Raw genomic sequence first — 1,481 nt, 5'->3', positions numbered from 1 at the left:
TGCCGTCGCCGATCTGGCCGGAATAGGAGAGGCCGAGCGAGGTCTTTTCCGAGAGGGCGAGATCAAGCCCGGCTTCGAGAACGAGCGCGTCCTCAGCGATCGGTGTCCCGGCGACGGTGAAGGCCTCACCGCCGATGAAGGCAAAATCGGAGAGCGGCGTGACGTCGCCGAAGGCATGTCGCCAGCCGAGCATGCCGCGCGCCCTGGCCTTCATCCCACCAAGCCCGAACTCGGTCGAAGCACGCAGGCCGAGCGTGGTGAAGGTGGCGTCGGTGGTACCGCTGGCGCCTGTGAGCGCGGCCGCCCCGCCATCCTCGGTAAAGCCGTAGCTATGCACGTTGACGTAAGCGAGATTGCCAAAAGGCTCCAAGGCGAAGGAGCCGCGGTCGATCCGGTAGCCGAGCTCGCCGAAGACCTGAGCCGTGCCGGCGTCGTAGTCGGCGGGGAGACGGTCGGTGAAGCCGGGAAAACTGACGGAGCGCGCCGTCTCGATGGCGTGCCATGTGTAGGCCGCACCGGCCCGCAGGCCAAGCGCGCCCCACTGGCCGCCACCATAAACACCGAGATGGTAATTGTCGCTGTCGCCGGAGGACGCGCGATCATCGACATCGAGCGAGCTGCGGCTGTAACCGGCAAGCAGGCCCAGCCGCCAGTTTTCGGCGATCATTCCGTCTGCGCCGACAAGGAAGCCGCCGGTCGAACGGTCAAGCGAAGCGGCGTTGCCATCGCTGTCCCATGTTCCCCATGAACCGAAGGCCTGCCCCCACGCCGCAAAGCGCTCCGTATCGGCCGGAGCGGGCGCTGCCCCTGGAGCACTATAGCGCGCGCTCTTGCCTTCTCGCACCAGCGCCTGTTCCTCAGGCGTCAGGGCGGAACCATCCGGCCCATAAGCCAGCACCGGCATGGAGGATCCAGAGCCATCCCCGAAGGCGGCCCGCACCCTGTTCGTTGCCGCCTCACGCACGAAGCGGCTGTCGTCCAGCATGGCGCCCTTTATCGAAGCGTGTATCTCACCAGAAAGCTGATCGAAGGCATCCCGGGGCCGTTTCCTCGTCGGGCAAGCCGACGATCGCGTCATAGATCGGATTGCCAGGCCCCTGGCCCTCGGCGCCATCACCGACCGCACACTGGTTCGCAGAGATTGCGACATCGCAGAACGACGCGTCGTTGCGGGCTACGTCGAGATAGACGGCGTTTGGATCGTAGGCGAGCGAAAGGTCGACGAAAGGCGCGTTCTGGTCAAGTGTGCCATAGGTGCCGGTAACGCCGCCAGCGGCGGTCAGGATGGTGTAGCGGGTGCCGGTGTCGTAGCCGCCTGGCGCCTTGAGCGCAAAGACGGTGCCGCCCTCGATCCCGGCAGCACCGGTCACATCGATCAGGTCGGAACTGCCGTCCGGGTCGATTTCGGCTTCATAGGTGGATCCGGCAAGCTGGGTGTAGTCGCCGTCGACCGTAAGCGTCCCAATGGAGTTGCCTGGTGC

The 1,481-nt window shown here is 65.7% G+C and carries 2 protein-coding genes; both read right to left on the bottom strand.

Annotated features, from left to right (window positions below):
• Positions 1-1,078: autotransporter domain-containing protein (locus tag FJ980_RS31345; protein WP_281406354.1), on the bottom strand; the 1,078-nt coding region annotated here is incomplete at its 3' end.
• On the bottom strand, positions 1,011-1,481 hold a 471-nt coding region (locus FJ980_RS35890; protein WP_281406353.1), incomplete at its 5' end, for an autotransporter outer membrane beta-barrel domain-containing protein. The genes FJ980_RS31345 and FJ980_RS35890, both read right to left, overlap by 68 nt.

Origin of the sequence: Mesorhizobium sp. B1-1-5 (genome assembly GCF_006443065.1) — a bacterium.
Lineage (GTDB): Bacteria > Pseudomonadota > Alphaproteobacteria > Rhizobiales > Rhizobiaceae > Mesorhizobium.
Note: the sequence above shows the minus strand (reverse complement) of the source record. Positions and strands in the feature narration are given on the sequence as shown.